The following is a 16313-nucleotide window of genomic DNA, read 5'->3' on the forward strand; positions in this document are numbered from 1 at the left end:
CACTTATTATTTCAAATCGAATTTTCTTTGGAATTAACCCTCCCCCAATATATTTGGATAGCGCTTTTTTAAATATTCTACCTGTGCTTTCAAGTAATCTCTTTCTTCTTCGATGGAATCAAACTTAATTTTTGGACGTCCAGTGAACGGATGAAAATTATTTGATTTTCCCCTTTGATCGTCAAATAACTCACCATTTCTATACTTTTTTACCCAATTTTTAAGTTGAGTTGAACTACGTAAACCAAATTCCTGTGAAATTGAAACATAACTTCCATAGCCATTTTCATATTGTTTTACTGCCTTAAGTTTTAGTTGATTTGAATAGTGTTTAAATTTTGTTCCCTTTAATGGCATAATAAAATCCCCCAATAGTAGACTGCTCATCCATTTTATCAGATGGGCTTTTTTTCGTGTCTACTATAAGGGGATAATATCAAATCCTCAGGTCTTTTTTAATAACGCAAACGCATAAGCAAACGCCGAATCTCATGGTCATCATTCAGCTGCTCTAAATATTTTCCTGTAATGGTTGTTAACGCAACATCATGGTAGAAAAACTCAGTAAAGAACTTCACAAATGGCAGCGACATCGTTCGCATCGCTTGCCAATTATCATTCTCCACCCCTGCAAACAGCACCTCTTTTTCATCGACAATAATAAGCTTAAACCTCTCCAATACATCATGTCCTTCAGAGGGAATTAACGTATGAAGCTGGGTCAAGCTCGCTTCTACTTTTCCAATGACTAATCCTTCAATCACTGCCCCTTGCCGCTCTTTCTCCTCAAGTATGGATATGTATGGAGCAAAATCATCGTTCCAAGCTGAAATAAAAATAGAGTGTTCCGCTTTTTCAATCAAGCTTTTGCACTGAGCATCTATGGAAGACCGCACCCTCAAGCTCCATACCCGGTCATCCACAAATGTTGTTTTCGACTCATGTTTTTTCAGCTCAGCAATATTTTGCTGAAAATCCTTTGTCAGCTTTTCAATGACTGTTCCCATCGGCAACGCCGCATACAGCTTTTTCTTCTCCGACACAGTATCCATAATCAGTCCCTTATCAATCATCCGCGAAAGCACTTCATACACCTTTGCTTTCGGAACACTCGAATGTTTAACAATCGTAGTGGCATCCAATGCCTCATCACTCGACACAAGCGTTTCATATACCTTACTCTCATATGAGGAAAAACCAAATTTTTGAAGCATGTCCCCTCCTGATTCATACACGGTTTACTCTCTTATACATGATTATACCCTTTTGAGGAAGGTTGGCAACCATGCTTAAGGGGGATTCTCAGCCTTTTCGGCGAGATCCCCTTCTTATCAGCGGAATCCTCAGCCTTTTCGGCGGGACCCCCTTCTTATCGGCGAATCTCTCAGTCTTTTCGGCGGAATCCCCTTTTTATCGGTCAATCTTTCAGCCTTTTCGGCGTAATCCCCTTCTTATCGGTGAAACCCTCAGCCTTTTCGGCGAGATCCCCTTTTTATCGGTGAATCTCTCAGCCTTTTCAGCGGAATCCCCTTCTTATTGGCGAATCTCTCAGCCTTTTCGGCGGGATTCCTTCTTATGGGCAAAACCCTCAGCCTTTTCGGCGGGATTCCTTCTTATGGGCAAAACCCTCAGCCTTTTCGGCGGGATTCCTCTTTTTCGCTAAAACGGTCTATATCGATAGATGATATACCCTGCCTTTATTCTTTCCTTCATAAGGAACACCCGCAGACCTTAGAATATGTTTGGTAATAGAATCTGATGAAAGCTGCAGAAACTCTCGAATCTCTTTATTTTTAGCAAAGCAGCCGCATAAAAGCGCATAGTCCTTTAGTGTAGCAAGGTGCGCGTCTAAAGAAATATTTGTACAAGCCGGACATACCCATTTGCCCTGCTTCCGCTGCATGGGAATATATAAACAGTTTGAACAAAAGACACCCTTAATCAATTCATCTTTGTTTATCTTATATGTTTTCAATACGTCTTGATTCAACGACACATGCGAATGCTGCAATCGTTTCGCAAGACTAGTCAACTGCTTCCTTGTAAAAATTTCTTTTACGTACTGCTTTTCAAACAGAGTAACTTTGTTCAGAAGATTAGCATGGTGAATGACGACTTGGGGAACACTCAAATTTTCAGGGGAAGCTTTTATAATAGTACGTGGGGTGGCAATAACGATAAGTGATTCCAAAGGAGGAATTAAAAAACGATGATGTGCAAGCCATAGCTGGAGTTGCTCTTGCTGGCGCTTTACTTGTAAAATCGGATCGGGAAATGCTTCTTCTTTTCCTTCATACGTTCGAATCATCTGATGAAAGGTCGAATCAAAATAGAGGATCCCAGAGATATTTTTAATTTCCAAAACAAGAAAAAATCGCTTAGAAAGGAGAAGGGTATCAATTTGAAAATAGTGATTTTGATAGGGAAGCCGAAGATCATGTAATATCAAATAATCTGCACTAGGCAAAAAACTTAATGGATATTCAACAGCCTGCTCCCCACGATATCCCGCCCTTCCTTTAACAACAACTTCTGTAATGTCTTGTCTCCTTGCGTGATATTCAGGTAGTCTTCGTAACAATGCGTCCAGTTTTTGCAAATGAAGAGGCATCTGTCTCGGTTTAACAATCAAGTGACCACTCCTTTATACAGAAGATAACACTTTATTCAACAACTTTCTTCTCTCTCCTTCCTTATCGGCAAAATTTCAATTATATCAGCAGAAACTCTCTTTTTCGGCGAATCTCTCATACTTATCGGCAAAGAACTCACTTTTTCGGCGAATCTCCGATACTTATCGGCAGAAACCTTATTATCGAAGTACAAATGCAAAAACGGACCTGCCGTAACCGGCAAGTCCGTATCATGATTGTATTTACCACCAACTATGTATTGGTGGAGACGGTGGGAGTCGAACCCACGTCCAAAAGTATCGGCACTTAAGCTTCTACGAGTGTAGTCGATATATTAGCATTTCGCAAACTCTTATGCCTATCGACAGGCGTCCAAGCCACTAGTCTGGTTATTCTCTTCCTTCGCCCTCAGACGGCGAACTCCGGCGTAGCCCACTTAGTTTGAGCCCCTTACCCTACCACATGGGCGATGGAGGGAGGAGCAGCTACTTTTATTAAGCAGCTAAAGCTAATTTTTGGTTGCCAGTTATTGGCTGTGACGTTTTAACGAGGCCGATCCCCTCGACTCGCAACTTAAGCTCGAACTACCCCTGTCGAATCCGTAACGTCCCCATATAGGAAGAATTACGAGACAGCTGTATTGAGCTGTTTTTCAATGAGCAACCAATGTCTTACATAAGTTATTATAACATATGTCCGCTTGTTTGCAATTGTAAAATACTGTTACATTTTTTGACGTTCGCGGAAAGCACGTTCAATGTCACGCTTTGCTTCTTTCTTCTTTAAATCTTCACGCTTATCATAGAGCTTTTTACCTTTTGCTAATCCGAGTTCCATTTTAGCAAAGCCGTTTTTTAAATACACCTTTGTTGGGATCAGTGTGTAACCCTCTTCCTTAATGTATCCGATCAGCTTTGAAATTTCTTTTTTATGAAGAAGCAATTTTCGAGTGCGAAGCGGATCGTGATTATAGCGGTTTCCTTGCTCATACGGGCTGATATGCATGCCGAATATAAACACTTCCCCATTATGTATGCGCGCATAGGAATCTCTTAGATTGGCCCGTCCGGCACGAAGGGATTTAATTTCCGTTCCTTGAAGCACAATCCCTGCTTCATATGTTTCCTCAATAAAATAATCATGGTATGCTTTTTTGTTTTGAGCAACCACCTTTCCCTGACCTTTAGGCATATAGTTCGTCCCCCTTCATTTTTATTATTGTAACAAAAAGCGCTTTACTTCTCAATTCGACGATGTTTTAAAACAGACATATATATCCATAAATCAAATATAATTAGACGTGATACTGGTATTTAGGAGGGAAGATTTTATGCGGCTTCAGCAGTACCAGTAGCTTTATCAGTTAAGCTTTTTACAGACCATATTTCCTGTGAATTGCTATCTAATAGAAGAAGAAACTGAGTTGACGGTAATTGATGCAGCACTTCCTTACAGTTATAAGGAAATCCTAAAAACAGCTGAACAAATTAGAAAGCCAATTACCTGCATTGTTTTAACACATGCTCATGTAGACCACATCGGTTCATTGGACGCTTTAAAAAATGTGTTACCTGAAGCAAAAGTGTACATATCAGCACGAGAGGCAAAATTAATGGCACATGATCGGTCTCTAGAGGCTGGCGAACCACAAATCCCTATTCGCGGGGACGTTTCAAAAAAACTGCAAACCCGGCCAGATGTCCTTCTTCAGGATGGTGATCAAATTGGCTCCCTAAAAGCAGTATGCACACCGGGTCATACACCGGGCTCTATGGCATTCCTAGATATACGAAATAACTCTCTCATCACTGGAGATGCCCTTCAAACACGCGGGGGTCTGGCAGTAGCCGGGAAAATCAACCTCACCTTTCCGTTTCCTGCTCTCGGCACGTGGAGTAAAGAGCTTTCCATAGACAGTGCTCGTAAGCTGCGCGGCCTATCTCCTTCTCTACTTGCGACCGGACACGGCCTAATGCTACCCAATCCTTTACATCCTATGGATAGAGCTATCATCGAAGCAGAAAAATATATCACAAAGAAAAAACATATGTAGTCTCTCTTACAGCCCAATGCATAGTAAAAAGAAGCCGATAACTCAGCTTCTTTTTTAAAAAAATTGCACATGTACAACTGGTATTTATCGCTTCTTCTTTTTCTTCCGTTTCGCACTCGGCGCATTTTCAAAGAAAGCTTTTTTCTTTTTCCCTTCTTTCCGGCTGCTGCCGAGTTCATTGCCTGTCTCTCTTTCGCCATTTCGTCTTCTGCGGCTGCCTTGTCCTTGCTCAGTTCTTTCGCCTCTTCTTCTTCCTCTGCCGCTCTTTGGCTGCTCAATTACCATTGGACGAGCTTTTCGTTCCCCTCTGCGGCTGCCCTTCATTCCTACCACTTCAAAGTCAATAATCCGCTCATCTTTGTTTACATTCACAACACGAATCGTAATTTCGTCCCCGATGCGGAATACATTTCCAGTACGCTCTCCAATCATCGCAAAATGGTGCTCATCATAGCGATAATAATCATCTGTCAAGTAGCTGACATGAACAAGCCCTTCGATTGTATTAGGCAGCTCTACAAATAAGCCAAAATTGGTTACAGAGCTGATAATACCGTCATACTCTTCACCAATCTTATCAAGCATAAACTCCGCTTTTTTCAATTCATCTGTTTCACGCTCTGCTTCAACCGCACGCCGCTCCATATTGGAAGAATGCTCAGCAATGACTGGAAGATCTTCTCTCCACTTCGCTTGTGTATCAGCATCAATTTGTTGATTAATTAAATACGTACGGATGAGGCGATGCACAATCAAGTCTGGATAACGGCGAATTGGTGATGTAAAGTGTGTATAATACTCGGTTGACAACCCGAAGTGTCCCAAGCTCTCTGCATCATAACGTGCCTGCTTCATAGAACGAAGCATAACCGTTGAAATTACGACCTCTTCCGGCTGCCCTTGTACCATTTCTAAAATTTTCTGCAGTGCACGCGGATGAATATCGTTTGCTTTTCCTTTTACAACATAACCAAAGTTAGTAATAAACTCAAAGAAGCGCTCCAGCTTATCTTCTTTCGGCTCTTCATGAACCCGGTACATGAATGGTATATTCATCCAATGAAAATGCTCAGCAATGGTTTCGTTTGCTGCAAGCATGAACTCTTCAATCAATTTTTCTGCCGTAGAACGTTCACGAAGCACAACCTCTGTCGGATTTCCTTCTTCGTCCACAAGTACCTTTGCCTCTTTAAAATCAAAATCGATAGCGCCGCGATTCATTCGCTTCTGACGTAAAACTGCCGCAAGCTCCGCCATCCCCTCAAAAAACTCGACGAGCGGTTCATAGCGTACAATTAATTCTTCATCTTTTTCATCTAAGATTTTATTCACATCGGAATAGGTCATGCGTTCTGTTGTTTTAATCACACTTTGAAAAATCTCATGACTCACAACATCCCCTTGTGGATTGATTTCCATCTCACAAGACAATGTCAATCGATCCACTTTCGGATTTAAAGAGCAAATACCGTTGGATAAGCGATGCGGAATCATAGGGATTACGCGGTCAACAAGATAAATACTCGTTCCTCTGTCTGAGGCTTCTTGATCAATTGGTGAGCCCTCTGTAACATAATGACTCACATCCGCAATGTGAACACCCAGCTTATAATTACCATTTGGCAGCTTCGTAACTGTTACAGCATCATCTAAATCTTTAGCATCAGCCCCGTCAATTGTTACAATCGTTTCATTTCGCAAATCTCGGCGCCCTTGCAAATCAGCCTCCTGAATCGTATCTGGAACACTGTTCGCTTGATTCATTACCTCTTCTGAAAACCCTTGCGGTAAGCCATATTTATAAATGACCGATAGAATATCGACACCTGGGTCGTTTTTATGACCGAGAATCTCAACAACTTCTCCTTCCGCACTCAAACGTCCTTCCGGATAGCTCGTGAGACGAACAACAACTTTATGTCCTTCTACTGCCCCCATAGAAGCATTTTTCGGAATAAAAATATCGCTCGCAATACGTTTATCATCTGGTAAAACAAAACCGAAATTTTTGGACTCTGTATATGTACCAATAACCTTCTTTGTACCGCGCTCAAGAATGCGGACAATGGTTCCTTCTTTACGAGCCCCGCTTGATTCCGCACTGACTCTCACTAAAACGGTATCACCATGCAGGGCACCATTTAACTGATCCGGCGGAATAAAGATATCATCCATCCCTTTTTCTTCAAGTGCAACAAACCCAAACCCCTTCGCATGGCCGGTCAATACACCTCGCAATAAATTCATCTTTTCCGGCAAGCCATAGCGATTGCTTCTTGTCCGCACGACAAGGCCCTTTTCTTCCATTATCACAAGCGCTTTTACAAAATCCTTGAACTGGGTGGAATCTTCAATCCCGAACGCCTCCTCCAGCTCTTTCACCGTTAATGGCTTGTATGCTTCTTCCTTCATAAATGACAGCAACTTATTTATATGCTCTTGAATATGTTCTTCCAAAAGTATCCCTCCTTTTCTCAAAAACAGAACCGGTATGCGATGCTTAACCGGCGTAACTCTCTATATGTTTATAAAGTAAAGCTCTCATTAGTAAGAGAAGCTTGACCTTATCCTGTACCTATCTTCTTGATTTTTCTTCAGTTTTGAATCGAGATCAAAACCACTACGGAATAAATGCTCTATTTAGTATTACCAAATGTATGTATTTGCATAAGAAGTATGTAAAAAAAACACAACTAGATATTACCAATCTAGTTGCTCTAAGAAGTTATAAATATCCTCATGAAGCTCGTCACGTTGCTTGTCCAGTGTAATGACATGTGTGGAATCTTCATACCATTTGATTTGTTTCTTATTGGATTCTACACTGTTGTAAATAATATTGGCACTATCCGTATTAATCATTTCATCATGACGGGCTTGAACAACAAATGTCGGTGCATACACCATATCCACATTATCTCGCACCTCAGCAATCAACTGTTGAAGAGCCTTCAATGTCTTCATTGGTGTTTTCTTAAACTCCAGCATTTCAGCTTCAATTTGCTCAGGAGATTTTCTTTCTCTCTTTTTATATTCTCTAGCGTATGCAAGAACTCCTTGATACATGATTTCTTCACTCTTAATATACATCGGTGCACACATCGAAACGATACCTTGAATCGGTATACTGTAGCCAAGTTTTAATGAAAATACACCGCCTAAGGAAAGCCCGACTGCAGCAATTTTTTCGTAGCCCTTGTCCTTTAAGAATCCATATGCTTCCATGACGTCCTTCCACCAATCATCCGGACCGTAATGAACCAAATTTTCAGGCGGTACACCGTGACCTTGATAAATAGGCGCGTGGCATGTATACCCTCGTTTCTCTAAGTAACGGCCAATCATGCGGACATCTGCAGAATTGCCTGTAAATCCATGTAATAATAAAACCGCACGTTCACCACCTTCGAAGGTAAACGGCTTTGGAGATGCTAATTTTATCATGCAAAATCCTCTTTCTCTTTCTAATTTCATATGTTAGTGTATCACAGCATGCAGAAAAAAATCTAACGGCCAACCTTAACTCAACAACAAAAAAAGATTCAACCATATCGGTGAATCTTTTTCGCTCTTATAGATTAACGTATGTTACCACAATTGTTAAAACAAAGAACAATACCGCAAACACAATTGTTAAACGCTGTAAAACTGCATCTATCCCACGTGCTTTTTGCTTTCCAAACAATTGCTCAGCTCCCCCAGAAATTGCGCCTGATAAGCCTGCACTTTTACTGGATTGCAATAAAACCAACACAATTAACGAAATACAAGAAATAATTAATAATACTGTGAATAACGTATGCACTGATTGCACCTCCAAGACACACTATAAATTACTATAAATGTAACACAAAGAAAGACTTGTCACAAGAGAGTACCATATTTTGCTTTAACTTCTTTTAGATAATCAAATGCCCTCTTGCCTTCTCTATCCTACTGGCTAAAGGGGTATATTGCATCTTACTCTATGCTAGTTGTATTGATTTCTCAGGTTTTCGCATCAAAATGAATTCTGCTAACACCGTGCTTACAGAACAGGCGGCTAAAGAAGCCACCTTGACTCTCTTTAGGAAGGTTATTACTTGAGGACAAACTGTGAGAGCTTTCATCCACACATTTTTTCAAAGAAAAAAGCCAGACTATGTCTGCACTCACAGTCCGGCTTTATTAAAACGTCATTACAGATTTATATTACTTCTTTAAGTTGTAGAAAGATTGTAAGCCGTCATAAACAGCTAGCTCGCCCAGCTCGTCTTCGATACGTAATAATTGGTTGTACTTCGCGATACGATCTGTACGGCTTAAAGAACCTGTTTTGATTTGGCCTGCATTTGTTGCTACTGCGATATCAGCGATTGTTGCATCTTCTGTTTCGCCGGAGCGGTGGGATACTACCGCAGTGTAGCCAGCGCGTTTCGCCATTTCAATCGCTTCAAATGTTTCTGTTAATGTACCGATTTGGTTAACTTTGATTAAGATAGAGTTGCTTATTCCTTTTTCGATACCTTCAGCAAGCTTCTTCGTGTTTGTCACGAATAAGTCATCACCTACTAATTGTACTTTCGAACCTAGTCGTTCTGTTAACAGCTTGTGTCCATCCCAGTCATTCTCATCTAATCCGTCTTCAATAGAGATAATTGGGAATTCGTTCACTAATTGCTCGTAAAAATCAACCATTTCAGCAGATGTTAAGCCAGTGCGGCCTTCTCCTGCAAGGTCATATTTTCCTGTTTCTTTATTGTAGAACTCTGAAGACGCTACGTCCATTCCAAGCAATATATCCTTACCAGGCTCATAACCAGCCTTTTTAATTGCTTCCATGATAACTTCTAACGCTTCACGGTTAGAACCTAGGTTAGGAGCAAATCCGCCTTCGTCACCTACCGCAGTGTTTAAGCCTTTATCGTGTAATACAGCTTTTAATGCATGGAATACTTCTGCACCTGCACGCAATGCTTCTTTAAATGTTGGAGCACCAACAGGTAAAATCATGAACTCTTGGAAGTCCACGTTGTTGTCAGCATGAGAACCACCATTGATGATGTTCATCATTGGAGTCGGTAATTGCTTCGCATTGAAGCCTCCAAGATATTTGTAAAGAGGAAGACCTACTAGATCCGCAGCTGCGTGAGCTACCGCCATAGAAACGCCTAAAATTGCGTTTGCACCTAATTTCCCTTTGTTTTCTGTTCCGTCAAGCTCGATCATAATACGGTCGATGCCTGCTTGGTCTGTTACATCTAAGCCGATAATTTCTTCAGCGATGATGTTATTTACATTATCAACAGCATTTAATACACCTTTTCCAAGGTAACGGGATTTGTCACCGTCACGTAGCTCAACTGCTTCATATTCACCAGTAGAAGCACCGCTTGGCACTAATGCACGTCCGAATGCGCCGGATTCAGTGTACACTTCTACTTCTATAGTAGGATTACCGCGAGAATCTAATACTTCACGAGCATAAACATCAGTAATGAATGGCATAAATATCTCTCCTTTTTATTTGTCTACTTTTTTAAAATAGTCATTTTTTGATAACTTTAGTCATTACTTAATTAAAGTTTTTCCAGTCATTTCTTTTGGCTGTTCCACGCCAAGAAGCGTCAGCATCGTCGGAGCCAAATCTCCTAAAATGCCGTCTTCACGAAGCTGAATGCCATCTTTCGTCACAATAACAGGAACCGGGTTCGTTGTATGAGCTGTCATCGGCTGCCCCTCTGGAGTAATAACTTCATCAGCATTACCATGGTCTGCAGTGATAATTGCCGTACCTCCTTTGGCAACAATTGCATCTACCACCTTGCCTAAGCACTCATCCGTCGCTTCTACCGCCTTGATAGTCGGCTCTAATTTACCTGAGTGACCAACCATATCACAATTTGCAAAGTTTAAAATGATCACATCATGCTTGTCTGCTTCAATTTCTTTTAACAAGGCATCCGTTACTTCGTATATACTCATTTCCGGCTTAAGGTCATATGTTGCAACCTTGGGAGAATTGATTAAAATTCGCTCTTCTCCCGGAAACTCTGCTTCACGACCGCCACTGAAGAAGAATGTTACATGCGGATACTTTTCTGTTTCTGCGATACGAAGTTGGTTTAAGCCTGCCTGAGATACTACTTCACCCAGTGTATTGTCCAAGTTTGTAGGCTTGAACGCTACATAGCCCCCCACTGTTTCGCTGAATTGAGTCATACAAATAAATTCAGGAATGTGCGGGAATTTGTCCCCGCGATCAAACTCACGGAAATCCTCATTTGTAAACACACGGGAAATTTGGATCGCACGGTCCGGACGGAAGTTATAGAAGATGATAGCATCATTATCGTTAATGGTTGCTACAGGTGTTCCATCTTCTTGTACCATAACGGACGGCAGAACGAACTCATCAAAGATGCCGTTTTCATACGAATCATTTATACATTCTAACGGATCATTATACGTTGGACCTTCTCCGTACACCATAGCACGATAGCATTTCTCTACACGATCCCAACGCTTATCACGATCCATGGAATAATATCGGCCAGAAATAGTAGCCAATTGCCCTGTCTTTGTCTCTTCTATTACCTGTAATGTCTCATTAATATATGTTTTTGCCGTTTGCGGACCAACATCGCGGCCATCTAAAAATCCATGAATGTACACTTTTTCTATACCTTCTTTTGCTGCAAGACGCAACAAAGCAAACATATGATTAATATGACTGTGTACACCACCGTCGGAAAGCAAACCAAACAAGTGCAAGGCAGTTCCCTTTTCTTTTACATGGTTCATTGCCTTCACAAACGTTTCATTTTGCTCAAACTGACCTTCACGAATAGCTACGTTCACTCGAGTTAAACTTTGATATACAATGCGTCCGGCTCCTATATTTAAGTGCCCGACTTCTGAATTTCCCATTTGGCCTTCCGGAAGACCAACAGCTTCTCCAGATGCTGTTAAAGTAGCATGCGGATATTGATTCCAATACCGCTCAAAGTTTGGTTTTTTCGCCTGTGCTACTGCATTTCCTTGTTCTATGTTTCGTAAAGCAAATCCATCCAAAATAATCAACGCTTTCGGTTGTTTTGCCATTACTTCACAGCCTCCAACAGCTTCAAGAACGATTGTGGTTCTAAGCTTGCCCCGCCGACTAACGCTCCGTCAATGTCAGATTCAGCCATATATTCGTTAATATTCTCAGGCTTCACGCTGCCGCCGTATTGAATACGAACTGCCTCTGCAACCTCAGAAGAAAACACTTCTGCGATAACGTTACGAATGTGTGCGCACACTTCGTTCGCATCTTGAGCAGAAGAAGATTTCCCTGTCCCGATTGCCCAAATTGGTTCATAAGCGATAACAACCTGCTTTGCTTGCTCAGAAGACAGACCTGCTAATGCATTTTTCACTTGGTCTGCTACAAGATCAAACGTTTTACCGCCTTCACGCTCTTCTAACGTTTCTCCGCAGCAAACGATTGGTGTTAAGCCGTGTTTAAACGCCGCAATTGTTTTTTTGTTCACCGTTTCATCTGTTTCTGCAAACATTTCACGACGCTCAGAATGCCCTAAAATCACATAACTTACTCTTAAATCACTAAGTGCAACAGGACTGATTTCACCTGTAAATGCACCAGTATTTTCAAAATGCATGTTTTGCGCTCCCACTTTCAAGTCAGAGTCTTCTGTCGCTGCAACCAATCGCTCTAAAAATAGAGCCGGAGAGCAGACAACAGAATCAACTGCTTCTGCAGAAGGGATTTGACCTTTTACTTCCTCAACGAAGCTTACTGCTTCTGAAAGAGTTTTGTGCATTTTCCAGTTCCCTGCAATAATTGGCTTACGCATAGGTACACCATCCTTTTTCTAGCTAGAATTACTTGTTGTTTAGGAGCACGACGCCTGGAAGTTCTTTCCCTTCCATAAACTCTAAGGAAGCTCCTCCACCTGTAGAGATATGGCTCATTTTATCAGCTAAGCCAAATTTTTCAACTGCCGCCGCTGAATCTCCTCCTCCGATAACAGAATATGTATCAGGCGCTTCAGCTAAAGCCTCTGCCACTGCTTTTGTACCTTGAGCAAATTTATCGATTTCAAATACACCCATAGGCCCGTTCCAAATCACAAGCTTAGATTTTTGAATAACATCTTTATAAATTTCTTGAGTTTTCGGCCCAATATCTAACGCTTCCCAGTCACTTGGAATTTGGTCAATACTCACCACTTTTGTATTGGCGTTTTCAGAGAAATCATCTGCAACAATTGAATCCACAGGCATATAAAAGTTTACGCCTTTTTCCTTTGCTTTTTCCATGAAACTGCGTGCAAGATCCAGTTTATCATTTTCGCAAAGCGACTTACCGATTTCATGTCCTTGTGCTTTTACAAATGTATAGGCAAGTCCGCCTCCTATGATCAAATTATCTACTTTTTCAAGCAGGTTTTCGATTACACCGATCTTATCTTTTACCTTTGCTCCGCCGATAATTGCAGTGAATGGACGCTCAGGATTTGACAAGGCTTTACCTAACACGTCGATTTCCTTTTCCATCAACAGTCCTGATACAGCAGGAAGATGCTCAGCAATACCAGCAGTAGAAGCGTGCGCACGATGAGCTGCACCAAATGCGTCATTCACATATAAATCTGCTAATTTTGCAAATTCTTTTGCAAGCTCCGCATCATTCTTTTCTTCTCCTGCATAGAAGCGTACGTTTTCAAGAAGCAATACATCCCCTTCGTTCATATGGTTGATTTCTTCTTGTACTGCTTGTCCGTAAGCTTCCTCGGTTTTCCTTACAGTTTTACCAAGCAGTTCTCCTAAACGAGCTGCTACAGCTGTAAGGCGCATCTCTTCATTCACTTGACCTTTTGGACGCCCTAAGTGGCTTGCTAAAATTACTTTTGCACCATGTTCCATCAAGTATTGAATAGTTGGAAGTGCCGCACGAATACGTGTTTCGTCAGTAATTTTACCTTCCTTCATCGGCACATTAAAATCCACACGACAAAATACTCGTTTTCCTTTTAAATCCACATCACGAATACTTTTCTTGTTCATAGGAATTCCCTCCATTTACATTGGGTTGATAAAGAGTTTACCACAATTTTCTATTATATAACGGAAGTGGGAGAGGGGCTACCCCCTCTCCCCATTATCAAAGAATAAATTAAAGACCTTTAGATGCAATGTAGTCTACAAGATCTACTACACGGTTGGAATAACCAGTTTCGTTATCGTACCAAGAAAGTACTTTTACCATATTGCCTTCCATAACCATTGTAGATAAAGCATCGATTGTAGAAGAGCTTGTGTTTCCATTATAGTCGATAGAAACTAAAGGCTCTTCGCTATAAGCTAGGATACCTTTTAGTTCACCTTCAGCAGCTGCTTTCAATGCTCCGTTTACTTCTTCCACTGTTACTTGTTTATCGAACTCAACAACTAAGTCAACAAGAGATACGTTTGGAGTTGGAACACGTACAGCACCGCCGTTTAACTTACCTTTTAATTCAGGCAATACAAGAGATACCGCTTTTGCTGCTCCAGTAGAAGTCGGAATCATGCTCATTGCAGCTGCACGAGAACGGCGTAAATCTTTGTGAGGTAAGTCTAAGATTTGTTGATCGTTTGTGTATGAGTGAATTGTTGTCATCATACCGCGCTTGATGCCAAATTTATCGTTTAATACTTTTGCAAATGGAGCTAAGCAGTTTGTTGTACAAGAAGCGTTAGAAATTACATGATGGTTCGCAGCATCATACTTATCTTCGTTTACACCCATAACGACTGTAATATCTTCGTCCGTTGCAGGAGCTGAGATAACAACCTTCTTAACTGAACCGCCTAAATGCTTTTCTGCATCTGCTTTTTTCGTGAAACGGCCTGTAGACTCTACTACTACTTCTACGCCATAATCGCTCCATGGTAATTGAGCGGGATCACGCTCAGCGATAACTTTGATTTCACGGCCGTTTACCACAATGCTGTCGCCATTTACTGCTACTTCTGCATTTACAGAACCATGTACGGAATCATATTTTAGCAAGTGTGCCAATGTTTTTGCATCTGTTAAGTCATTGATTGCTACTACTTCTATATTAGGGTTATTAAGAGCTGCGCGGAACACCACACGACCAATACGTCCAAATCCATTAATACCTACTTTAACTGCCATTTGAAATTCCTCCTCATATGGATAAAATATTAAATATATGATAAGGGTCAAAATTCCCTTAGTAACTGTTTTGCAGCACCTTCATCCGTAATTAACAACGAAGTGTGCCCTTGCTTAATAAAAGAATGAATTGCTTTTGCTTTTGAGGCTCCGCCGGCAACCGCGATGACATGAGCAGCATTATCTAAATCTTTAAGCTGCATCCCAATGGTCAATACCTTATGCACAACCTCACCATGTTGATTAAAATAATATCCAAACGCTTCTCCTACTGCTTCCCCTTCCATAATCTTATGCAAGTCGGCTGCAGAGGTGTTTCGTCTTCGTGCCATCGTATAGGCATCCCCAATTCCATGAATCACAATGTTGGAAGACTGAATAAGCTCGAGTACCGTTTTCACAGACGGCTCTGTTACAATAGAAGCATAGGCTTCACTGCTAACATGATCGGGCACATAGAGAAGGCGATAATTCCCACCTGTCTTTTCTGCCATTTTGGCACAAATCGTATTTGCCTCATTTTCTACATGTTCACCCAGACCACCGCGTGCAGGAACGAACAGAAGCTGCGGGTTTTTAGCATCTAGCCTCATCATATCTGCGACAGCTGCCATGGTTGTACCACCAGTAACAGCAACGATATTATTCGCAGAAAGACGCTGCTTTATGCATATCGCACACGCACGTCCTAATTCTTGCTTTACCCACGGTGATTCATCACTGTCCCCACTGATAACAAGAACCTCATTCAATTCTAATTTTCCCTTAAGTTTTTCCTCTAAAACCTTCAAACCAGAAATTTCTTTCATAAATTCTTCAAGGCCTATAACCAGCTGCGTCCCTTCTTCTGTCAATGTCATTCCTGAAGAAGCGATATGAATTAAGCCTTGGTCCTTTAATACCTGTACTTCACTTCGTAATACTCGTTCTGTCATATCTAAACTTGCAGACAAATTTCTTCTTCCAATCGGCTGCATTAATCGTATGTACTGAAGAATTTGAAATCGAGTTTGCATAACAGGCAGCATATCAGGCAATAATTTTTTTTGATGTTCTATTAACGAACGCATCCTTCTATCTCCTTACTAAAGTCCGTATTTTTATATCGTGGTCATTTAAAGTCCCTATACGACCTATTATGTCCCACTCAATCCAAAAAAATTAGCCCTGCTACATTGCATATTGTAGCAGGAGTCAAAAACTTATTCAACTACTAAGCACCTCTGTTAAGCGCTTTCTTATAAAATCTTTATGAATAATTCCGGATTCAACCTCTTTCCCCTCAATTTCGACCACCGGAATCATAATTTGGTACCGCTCCAAAAGTGCATCATCTTTATAAATATCTACTTCAGTAACGGCGAGAGGAAATTCTGATTTTAACTCTTCTAAAATAACTTTTGCTTTATCACACAAGCCACATTCTTCTTTTGAATAAAGAACTATATCAATCATGTTT

At 41.1% G+C, this 16313-nt stretch carries 15 protein-coding genes and 1 other RNA gene; 1 reads left to right on the forward strand and 15 read right to left on the reverse strand.

The window, feature by feature from the left end; genetic code table 11:
- Nucleotides 1-33: 33 nt before the first annotated feature.
- The 5 genes from J7Q84_RS09370 to smpB all read right to left on the reverse strand — a co-directional run bounded on the left by J7Q84_RS09370 (nt 34) and on the right by smpB (nt 3824).
- Entirely contained in the window at nt 34-357 is a 324-nt protein-coding gene (locus tag J7Q84_RS09370; RefSeq protein WP_247739183.1) for a helix-turn-helix domain-containing protein, read from the reverse strand.
- 98 nt (nt 358-455) lie between these two features.
- Nucleotides 456-1214, reverse strand: coding sequence for a TrmB family transcriptional regulator (locus J7Q84_RS09375; protein ID WP_209094278.1), 759 nt, complete (start codon nt 1212-1214; stop codon nt 456-458).
- 455 nt (nt 1215-1669) lie between these two features.
- A complete protein-coding gene (locus tag J7Q84_RS09380; protein ID WP_209094279.1) occupies nt 1670-2632 on the reverse strand; it encodes a nuclease-related domain-containing protein in 963 nt (320 codons plus the stop codon).
- Nucleotides 2633-2893: 261 nt separating this feature from the next.
- Nucleotides 2894-3245, reverse strand: a transfer-messenger RNA (tmRNA) gene (gene ssrA, locus J7Q84_RS09385).
- 111 nt (nt 3246-3356) lie between these two features.
- Nucleotides 3357-3824: an SsrA-binding protein SmpB gene (gene smpB / locus J7Q84_RS09390; protein ID WP_209094280.1), complete on the reverse strand. Its 468-nt coding sequence runs from the start codon at nt 3822-3824 to the stop codon at nt 3357-3359.
- A gap of 190 nt (nt 3825-4014) precedes the next feature.
- On the opposite strand from smpB, the gene J7Q84_RS09395 reads away from it, so the two are divergent.
- The gene (locus J7Q84_RS09395; RefSeq protein ID WP_348519846.1) at nt 4015-4686 is read left to right on the forward strand and encodes an MBL fold metallo-hydrolase; all 672 of its coding nucleotides are present in this window, start codon (nt 4015-4017) and stop codon (nt 4684-4686) included.
- Nucleotides 4687-4770: 84 nt separating this feature from the next.
- Here J7Q84_RS09395 and rnr read toward each other — a convergent pair whose 3' ends face one another.
- From rnr to J7Q84_RS09445, 10 genes are all read right to left on the reverse strand, one after another.
- The gene (gene rnr / locus J7Q84_RS09400; protein ID WP_209094281.1) at nt 4771-7143 is read right to left on the reverse strand and encodes a ribonuclease R; all 2373 of its coding nucleotides are present in this window, start codon (nt 7141-7143) and stop codon (nt 4771-4773) included.
- A gap of 243 nt (nt 7144-7386) precedes the next feature.
- Nucleotides 7387-8127: an alpha/beta hydrolase gene (locus J7Q84_RS09405; RefSeq protein WP_209094526.1), complete on the reverse strand. Its 741-nt coding sequence runs from the start codon at nt 8125-8127 to the stop codon at nt 7387-7389.
- Between the two features lie 130 nt (nt 8128-8257).
- The gene (secG, locus tag J7Q84_RS09410; protein WP_209094282.1) at nt 8258-8491 is read right to left on the reverse strand and encodes a preprotein translocase subunit SecG; all 234 of its coding nucleotides are present in this window, start codon (nt 8489-8491) and stop codon (nt 8258-8260) included.
- Nucleotides 8492-8877: 386 nt separating this feature from the next.
- Nucleotides 8878-10173 carry a phosphopyruvate hydratase gene (gene eno / locus J7Q84_RS09415; protein ID WP_209094283.1) on the reverse strand — a complete coding sequence of 432 codons (1296 nt, stop codon included), beginning with the start codon at nt 10171-10173 and terminating at the stop codon, nt 8878-8880.
- Nucleotides 10174-10236: 63 nt separating this feature from the next.
- Nucleotides 10237-11769, reverse strand: a complete 1533-nt coding sequence (gpmI, locus tag J7Q84_RS09420) for a 2,3-bisphosphoglycerate-independent phosphoglycerate mutase (protein WP_209094284.1) — start codon at nt 11767-11769, stop codon at nt 10237-10239.
- Nucleotides 11769-12524, reverse strand: coding sequence for a triose-phosphate isomerase (gene tpiA / locus J7Q84_RS09425; protein ID WP_209094285.1), 756 nt, complete (start codon nt 12522-12524; stop codon nt 11769-11771). Before tpiA ends, gpmI begins: the two co-directional genes overlap by 1 nt.
- Before the next feature lie 28 nt (nt 12525-12552).
- Nucleotides 12553-13737: a phosphoglycerate kinase gene (locus J7Q84_RS09430; protein ID WP_209094286.1), complete on the reverse strand. Its 1185-nt coding sequence runs from the start codon at nt 13735-13737 to the stop codon at nt 12553-12555.
- Nucleotides 13738-13846: 109 nt separating this feature from the next.
- On the reverse strand, nt 13847-14854 hold the full coding sequence (gene gap / locus J7Q84_RS09435) for a type I glyceraldehyde-3-phosphate dehydrogenase (protein ID WP_209094287.1): 1008 nt from the start codon (nt 14852-14854) through the stop codon (nt 13847-13849).
- Between the two features lie 47 nt (nt 14855-14901).
- Nucleotides 14902-15924: a sugar-binding transcriptional regulator gene (locus J7Q84_RS09440; protein ID WP_209094288.1), complete on the reverse strand. Its 1023-nt coding sequence runs from the start codon at nt 15922-15924 to the stop codon at nt 14902-14904.
- A 136-nt stretch (nt 15925-16060) separates the two neighbouring features.
- Nucleotides 16061-16306: a glutaredoxin family protein gene (locus J7Q84_RS09445; protein WP_209094527.1), complete on the reverse strand. Its 246-nt coding sequence runs from the start codon at nt 16304-16306 to the stop codon at nt 16061-16063.
- Nucleotides 16307-16313: the final 7 nt, after the last annotated feature.

This window comes from Bacillus sp. 165, from assembly GCF_017742235.1.
In the GTDB taxonomy this organism is placed as follows: Bacteria; Bacillota; Bacilli; order Bacillales; family Bacillaceae_G; genus JAGHKQ01.

Bases quoted from the DNA above. Each gene is read 5' to 3' on its own strand.
- J7Q84_RS09370 (WP_247739183.1), bottom strand. From the start codon at position 357: ATGCCATTAAAGGGAACAAAATTTAAACACTATTCAAATCAACTAAAA.
- J7Q84_RS09375 (WP_209094278.1), bottom strand. From the start codon at position 1,214: ATGCTTCAAAAATTTGGTTTTTCCTCATATGAGAGTAAGGTATATGAA.
- smpB (WP_209094280.1), bottom strand. From the start codon at position 3,824: ATGCCTAAAGGTCAGGGAAAGGTGGTTGCTCAAAACAAAAAAGCATAC.
- eno (WP_209094283.1), bottom strand. From the start codon at position 10,173: ATGCCATTCATTACTGATGTTTATGCTCGTGAAGTATTAGATTCTCGC.
- gpmI (WP_209094284.1), bottom strand. From the start codon at position 11,769: ATGGCAAAACAACCGAAAGCGTTGATTATTTTGGATGGATTTGCTTTA.
- tpiA (WP_209094285.1), bottom strand. From the start codon at position 12,524: ATGCGTAAGCCAATTATTGCAGGGAACTGGAAAATGCACAAAACTCTT.
- J7Q84_RS09430 (WP_209094286.1), bottom strand. From the start codon at position 13,737: ATGAACAAGAAAAGTATTCGTGATGTGGATTTAAAAGGAAAACGAGTA.
- gap (WP_209094287.1), bottom strand. From the start codon at position 14,854: ATGGCAGTTAAAGTAGGTATTAATGGATTTGGACGTATTGGTCGTGTG.
- J7Q84_RS09440 (WP_209094288.1), bottom strand. From the start codon at position 15,924: ATGCGTTCGTTAATAGAACATCAAAAAAAATTATTGCCTGATATGCTG.